This window comes from Blautia sp. HCP28S3_G10 (genome assembly GCF_052065235.1).
Taxonomy (GTDB): domain Bacteria; phylum Bacillota; class Clostridia; order Lachnospirales; family Lachnospiraceae; genus Blautia_A.
This window is the reverse complement of sequence record NZ_JBQHUL010000039.1, coordinates 23,723-30,931: the sequence shown is the minus strand read 5'-3', so window position 1 is coordinate 30,931 and position 7,209 is coordinate 23,723. Positions and strand designations below refer to the sequence as shown.

6 protein-coding genes are annotated in these 7,209 nt (G+C 37.9%); all 6 read left to right on the top strand.

The window, feature by feature from the left end:
• Positions 1-397: 397 nt before the first annotated feature.
• Complete coding sequence (locus ACTNB8_RS13775; protein ID WP_441055604.1) at positions 398-865, top strand: sigma-70 family RNA polymerase sigma factor; 468 nt, start codon at positions 398-400, stop codon at positions 863-865.
• 539 nt (positions 866-1,404) lie between these two features.
• Positions 1,405-1,764, top strand: a complete 360-nt coding sequence (locus ACTNB8_RS13770; RefSeq protein WP_441055602.1) for a type II toxin-antitoxin system PemK/MazF family toxin — start codon at positions 1,405-1,407, stop codon at positions 1,762-1,764.
• A gap of 68 nt (positions 1,765-1,832) precedes the next feature.
• Positions 1,833-2,099 (top strand): DUF6870 family protein, encoded by a 267-nt coding sequence (locus ACTNB8_RS13765; RefSeq protein ID WP_441055600.1) that lies wholly within the window; start codon positions 1,833-1,835, stop codon positions 2,097-2,099.
• A 144-nt stretch (positions 2,100-2,243) separates the two neighbouring features.
• On the top strand, positions 2,244-3,881 hold the full coding sequence (locus tag ACTNB8_RS13760; protein ID WP_441055598.1) for a recombinase family protein: 1,638 nt from the start codon (positions 2,244-2,246) through the stop codon (positions 3,879-3,881).
• Positions 3,881-5,611 (top strand): recombinase family protein, encoded by a 1,731-nt coding sequence (locus tag ACTNB8_RS13755; protein WP_441055596.1) that lies wholly within the window; start codon positions 3,881-3,883, stop codon positions 5,609-5,611. The genes ACTNB8_RS13760 and ACTNB8_RS13755 overlap by 1 nt, the downstream gene beginning before the upstream one ends.
• Entirely contained in the window at positions 5,590-7,197 is a 1,608-nt protein-coding gene (locus ACTNB8_RS13750; protein WP_441055594.1) for a recombinase family protein, read from the top strand. Before ACTNB8_RS13755 ends, ACTNB8_RS13750 begins: the two co-directional genes overlap by 22 nt.
• Positions 7,198-7,209 lie beyond the last annotated feature (12 nt).

Below are 7,209 nucleotides of genomic sequence, written 5' to 3'. Positions count from 1 at the left end.
CACGGCATAAAGTAATCCGATGAAAAATCCATCAGAATAATTTATGCTGTGCCCCTTTTTAATTTGATTGAATGTGGCATGGTATAGGACCAGATAAAATGCCGGATAACACTCTTTGTAATGAACTTTTGCTATCTGATTGCGGACACTTTCTGAACTTTGCTCTGATACAATGAGTATGCTGATGAAAGAAGGTATAGATAACTGAATATAATTTAAGAGACGTAAGCCTCAGTAGTGAAAAAGACTACTGGGGCTTTTTTTCGTGCCTGAATTTCTCAGCCAATACCTGCAGGTGTTACCTGGCAGAGATCATTGGAGCAGGCATGAAACAGATAAGAGGACCGCCTTCTGAATTTGAAGCTGGAAAACAAATTTCAAATTCAGGAGGACGGATATGTATATAGAACATCCATATAAATACGACGGAAAATTTTATGCAAATGTAGACGGAAAGATGATTGAGATCACGAAGGAAGTGGCTTATGCCATGAATAATTTTTATCGAAGCAGCCAGCCGAGAAAAGTTGCAATCAAAAATGAGAAAGGCGAGATTGTAGAGAAGAAAATACGGGAAATTCCTTATAGCGAAACACAAGGTTTAGATTGTGAATTTACCATTGAGGACTTTCCAGACTACAACTGTGACGTAGAAGATACTGTGATCAGCAGTGTGGAGAGGCAGGATATTCATAGGGTGATCGAGCGGCTGGATGCAGAAGAACGGATGATTATTTACGGTATTTATTTTGAAAATAAAACGCAAGTGCAGCTGGCAAAAATCATGGGAGTATCACGGCAGGTCCTGGCATACAAGCTGAATACAATCCTCAACAAAATGCGAAGAATGTATCAGGAAAAATAATTTGAAAAAAATGCAGATTTTTTTTGCATCTGGTCGAGTCAGTTGAATTTAGTAATTAGAGAGAGTTCTAAGACTCCTCAAAAGTACATTGAGAACTGAATATCCAGTAATAACTGACGTGACATCCTATGCAGGGAGCACAAGGAAAATGCCGCCATGACGCCGATGAAAATTGGACGAGCGAATAAGCACTGACCGAAAATCAACTGGCAGGTTGATGATGCGATGATCTGTATAGGGTGCGATACACTTGCGGACTGTGAAAACTCTGTAACCGGCAAACCTATGAACTGCTGGAGCCTGTATGCGAGAGCGTGCGGGTTGTGATCTGGCGTATGCAGTCAGATAGGTTATTATTCCCTGCCTGCGAAAGCAGGATAAACGATTCGGGGTATCGAGGATAAATAGAATCGAGCGAGCACTGTTTAATAATCGAAAATTGGCTATAGAGGTTATGCGGCAGAGCGTTCTGAATGGAATGTCTCTGCCGTATTCCTGTGGAGCCAATGAATCATAAATATTTAAAACAGGGAGGAAAAATGATGGAGATATGTAGAGGAGATATTCTCATGGTCAATATGATTGAGGTGCCTGGAACATCACTACAAAAAGGAAGGCGACCTGCGGTTGTGATCAGCAATGATAAAGCAAATACATACAGTCCAGTAATTACAGTTGTTCCGCTTACGTCAAAGATTAAGAAAAAACGGTATTTACCTACCCATGTGTATGTAAGCAGACATGAAATGACAGGTTTGGTAAGACCTGTTCTTGTGTTGGGCGAGCAGGTATCTGCTATTGCGGTTCAGAATATTGTGCAGAAATGTGGTCATATGAGTGAGAGAGCAATGAAAAGAATCACAAAAGCAGTAAAAATTCAGTTGAATATTGAAGACTGAATAGCAGAAAGCTGGGAATGAATATTTTTCTCAGATAATGGCAACGATAGAAAAAGGAGGCGATATATATGACGGAAGTGCAGAGACTGGAAGAACTGAAAACAGTCAACATTAAAGAAGTTGACCGTGATAAGTTACCAAATTATAATGATCTGATTTCAGAGTTGGACAGAAAAAAAGAAAATAAAATGGATGTGCTTCTTAAGGAATCAGATAATCCGTATATATATGAAGATATGGGATATGTTGTAAAAAGTGTATTTAATGCAACTTCTTCTCTTTCTTATATAGATTGCACCAAACAGCTTGTAGCAAAAAAAGCTGGTTTAGCATGATCTCAGGAAATTCTTGGAACTGTAAAATTTCATATTCACACAAAAGACGAAGTGTGCTATAATGCGAGCAGGACTAAATTTGAATAGGGCACTTCTATTTAAGGGTTCTGCTTTGGCAGAATCTTTAGATAGGAGTGTTTTTTTATGCAAAATAGTGTTTGGATAGCTGCCAAGTACCTTCGTCTTAGTATAGAAGATGGGGATAAAGCAGAAAGCGAATCCATTGTCAACCAGTCGATTTTGATTGACAATTATATGAAAACAACATCTGACATTACCATTGTAGAGACTTTCAAAGACGATGGTTTTTCAGGTACAGATTTTAACCGACCTGGTTTCCAGGCAATGATAAAGGCAATCGAGAATAAGGAAATAAACTGTATCATAGTAAAAGACCTGTCTCGATTTGGAAGAGAGCATATTGATGTTGACAGGTATATACAAAAAGTATTTCCGCAGTTGGGAGTACGTTTTATAGCAATTAATGACAATTATGATTCTGAGACAGCCAATATTACAGATACGCACCTTGTGTTGCCGGTAAAATCGTTCGTAAACGATACGTATTGCAGGCAAAACTCTCAAAAAGTGAGAAGTCATCTGAGTGCAAAGAGAAATATCGGAGAATATGTCGGAAACTATGTGTCTTATGGATATAAGAAGTGTGCTGAGGATAAAAGCCAGATAGAGATTGATCCGGTGGCTGCAAAACATGTGAGAAATATTTTTACCTGGAAAATGGAAGGTATGAGTAATCAGATGATTGCTGATAAACTAAATGAACTTGGTGTTTTGGCACCGGCAGATTACAAGAGAGCTACAGGCGTAAACTTCAAGTCATCCTTCCAGACCCATCTGACATCAAAATGGTCAGCAGTTGCGATTATTCGTATATTGAAAAATCCCATCTATTATGGAGTGCTTCAGCAAGGAAAATCTCAAAGAATAAATTACAAGGTGAAAGTTCAGCGAGCATTGCCACAGGAAGAATGGGTAGTTTTCGAGAATCATCATGAAGGAATTGTCACAAAGGAAGAATTTGAAACAGTTCAGATGTTGCTTGCGAAAGATACCAGGATTGCTCCCGGTGAAGATAGATTATATATGTTTGGTGGGCTGCTGACCTGTGGTGATTGCGGCAGTAACTTGATACGTCGTACTAACAGCTATAAAGGAACCAAAACAGTTTTTTATATTTGCGCTTCTTATAATAAAAAGAAGGATCAATGCTCACGACATAGTATTAAGGAAGATGTTTTAATTCAATTGGTGATGGACTCTCTGAAAATGTACTGTGAAATGACGGATGCCATACGAAGTGCAGTGGAGTATTTAAAGGAAAATTCCTTGGATACACAGACGTTGGTACAGCATGATGATCTGGTACTGGAATTACGAAATAAGGTCAATAAGTATTATAAGCTGTTGCATTCATTATCAGGCAATCTCGCATCTGGGATTATATCAAAAGAGGATTATACACTGCTTAGAGAACGTTATCAGGCTGAGATTAAAAATCTGGAAGCCAATATTGAGAAGCAGGAAGAGTATATTGAAGATCTTTTGGAAAATAAACTGATGTGTGAAGAATGGGTAAGTACATTTCTTGAAAAACCGTGCCTGGGAGAACTTGACAGAGACATGCTTCTTCAATATGTAGAAAAAATCAAAGTATTTGAAGATAAAAAAATTGAAATTGTTTACAGATTTCAAGACGAGTTGGTGACGGCGGCAAGGTTGGCAGAACAAATAGGCAAAACAAGACAGGAGGTGGCTGTATAATGGCAAGAACAAAGAATCGTCAGATGAAGCAGGCTGAAACATTATTACAGTCATCACCGCAGAAGATCTGGAAAGCAGGAATATACACCAGAATTTCTGTAGATATCAATGGTGAAAAAAGAGAAACGCTGGAAACACAGAAACTGATTGCTCTTTCCTATGCGGAAGCCCATCCGGATATTGAAGTAGTGAAGTTTTATAAAGACGATGGTATTTCAGGGACCAAATTTGACAGAGATGATTTTGTGAGGATGCTGAATGATATCAAAACAAAAGAAATTAATACGGTCATAGTCAAGGATCTATCACGATTTGGTCGAAATTTGGAGGAGGTATCCAATTATCTGGAAAAAATATTTCCATTTATGCAGGTTCGTTTCATATCGGTGAATGATAATTATGACAGTATCAGCCCTGAATGTGACAATCAGATGTTGGGGATTATGATTTCCAATCTTGCCAATGATATGTATGCGAAAGATGCATCAGTAAAGAGTTCCGGTACCATGAAAATCAGAATGGAATCCGGAGAATACTGTGGTGGAGATGCACCTTATGGATATAAAAGGGAAAAAGATAAAGATGGCAATCCAATTACGGTTCCTGATGCATTGACAGCTCCTTATGCAGTAAAAATATTTAAAAAAATAGCTGAGGGGCAGTCATATCTTAGCATTTCAAAAGAATTTAATGAGATGTTGCTTTCGCCTCCAAGACTATATGCAAGAACTGGGAAGTTATTCTTGGATAGTCTTGATGAAACAGATACTCATTGGTGTTCATCTACAATTAAAAGAATTGCAGAAAACAGGCATTATCTTGGGAATACCTATACGCATAAAACCAGAACTTCTCTTCTCACAAGTGAAAAAAACACGATTCTGGATAAAAGCGAGTGGAATGAGCATGAGAATACCCATGAAGCTCTTGTGAGTGAGGAATTATTTGAGAAAGTGCAAGCGATTATCAAGATAAAGCAGAAAAATGCAATTCCCAAAAAAGATCTGAGTAAGATGGAAACGCATGGCAAGCGTGAAAATAAATATGCAGGTATTATTTTTTGCGGAGAATGCGGGGCAAAAATGTCCAGAAGGTATTCCAGAAAAGAACGTAATGGCATACTCTATTATAATTACTATTATATATGTGGTAATTATGCAACGGTATCAAAGGATAGCTATAGTTGTAATCGTTGGAAAGAAGATGTTATTGATGAACTGGTATATCATGCGATATTAAAGCAATTAAAATCAATCTGTGAGATCAATAAACAGCTTAATTGCTTTAATGATGAGTATTTTGATACGTACAGGCGGTATCTGAATAAAGAAAACAGTAAAATAGTGCAGCTTAACAAACAGAATGAAGCAAAACGTCTTGAACTTTATGAACAGTACGTTTCGGGAAATATAGATTCGGATGCATATCATCGTATGATTGAAAGAATATCCGTGGTCGAAAAAGAACTGGTTGTAAGGAAAAAAGAGATTGAAAAAAGTAGAAAAACTACAGAAAAACTGTGCAGGCAGAACTATTTATGGCTTTCGGATTTCATAAAAGGTAAAAAAATGGAGTGCCTTACGAAAGATGTGGTCGCTTCTTATATAAAGAAAATTACTTTGTATGAGGATAAACGCATCGAAATTGAATTTAAATTTCAGGATGAACTGCAAAAATTAGCAGAAGATCTGGAGGAGGGGATGATCAAATGTCAGATGATAAGTGCATAGTAAAATATTTGAGATTGTCCCTGGAAGATGATGATATTCTTGACGAATCCAACAGTATTACCAATCAGCGAATCGTGATCGGGCAATACATAGCCAGCAAAAATGAGTTTAAGAATGCGGAAGTGTTGGAATTCAAAGATGATGGCTATAGTGGAACAAATTTTGAGCGTCCGGGATTTAAAAAGATGATGGAGCTTGTCAGAGATGGTAAAGTATGTGCTATAATAGTGAAAGATCTCTCACGATTCGGTAGGAATCATATAGAGGTTGATACTTATTTGGAACAGATTTTCCCGTTTCTCAATGTCAGATTCATAGCGATTAATGATAATGTTGACAGCTTGAATTATGATTCCGGTATGCCTGGAATTGATGTTGGTTTTAGGAATATTATCAACGAGCATCACAGTATTGATACTTCTGAAAAGGTTAAGAAGACTTTATTACAGAGACAGAAAGCTGGAAAGTACATGGGTGCAAGAGCACCATACGGGTACTTAAAGCCGGATGAAGATGTGACAAGTCTTGTGATCAATCCGGAAACAGCACCTGTGGTGAAGATGATATTTCAAAAATATCTGGATGGAATGAATATAACACAGCTTGCCCGTTATTTGAATGAACAGGGCATCATGTGTCCGGGGCAATATAAAAAAGAGGTATTGAAAACTGGCGTAAAGAATACTACAGAGAAATATATCTGGTATCCGACGACAGTGCGATTGATATTGACTACAGAAACGTATGTAGGAACTACAATCGGTGGAAAATGGAAGGTTGCATCAGTGGGAAGCAGCAAGCATGTGAAGACAAAAGAGGAAGATTGGATTGTGGTTGAAGGCACCCATGAACCAATTATTTCTAAAGAAATGTTTGATGCAGTGCAGGAAAAACTGGAATTAAACTCCAGAAAAAAGAAAAAAATCCACAATACTAATTATCCATTGAAGGGTCTGGTGAAGTGTGGAGGATGTGGTCAGAATTTGCATCATGTAACCCGATGTAATGCTCATTTCAAGTGTCCACGAAAATTCAATACATCAAATCCGGATTGTGCTACTGACAATTTGTATGATGATGAGCTTAATGGGATGGTTTTCAGAGCAATAAAGATGTTTGCAAAGGTAAGTGACAATGCGGATCCGGTGCTTGAATTACAAAAGACAGAGTTGAAATCAAAGGTGAATGAGGCTGCGAAGAAAATCCGTAATGCAAAAGACAGCATTAGTAGATACAAACATCAAAAAACAGAATTATATATGCGTTATGCAATGGATGAGATCACTGAAGAAGAATTCTCCAGAAAGAATGAACGGTTGGACAAACAGATCGAAAGAGAAACAACTGCAATGGCTCAAACAGAGCAGGAACAGAAGGATGCAGCTGAAAAGCTCTTGGAACTTCCGGCAGATGGAAGGCAATGTCTGACTGATCTGATTGAGGGTAGTGAGAAATTAACCAGGGAGATCGCAGTAGCCTTTGTTCGCAGTATCAAGGTATATAAGGATAAAAGAATTGAGATTGAGTGGAACTTCGATGATGAACTTGTTAAGTATGTTGAGAAAACTCAGCAGTTGTGTGGTTAAAAAAGGAATCGC

Excerpts from the sequence above, each read along its gene's own strand:
- ACTNB8_RS13775 (WP_441055604.1), top strand. The coding sequence starts at position 398 with ATGTATATAGAACATCCATATAAATACGACGGAAAATTTTATGCAAAT.
- ACTNB8_RS13770 (WP_441055602.1), top strand. The coding sequence starts at position 1,405 with ATGATGGAGATATGTAGAGGAGATATTCTCATGGTCAATATGATTGAG.
- ACTNB8_RS13765 (WP_441055600.1), top strand. The coding sequence starts at position 1,833 with ATGACGGAAGTGCAGAGACTGGAAGAACTGAAAACAGTCAACATTAAA.
- ACTNB8_RS13760 (WP_441055598.1), top strand. The coding sequence starts at position 2,244 with ATGCAAAATAGTGTTTGGATAGCTGCCAAGTACCTTCGTCTTAGTATA.
- ACTNB8_RS13755 (WP_441055596.1), top strand. The coding sequence starts at position 3,881 with ATGGCAAGAACAAAGAATCGTCAGATGAAGCAGGCTGAAACATTATTA.
- ACTNB8_RS13750 (WP_441055594.1), top strand. The coding sequence starts at position 5,590 with ATGTCAGATGATAAGTGCATAGTAAAATATTTGAGATTGTCCCTGGAA.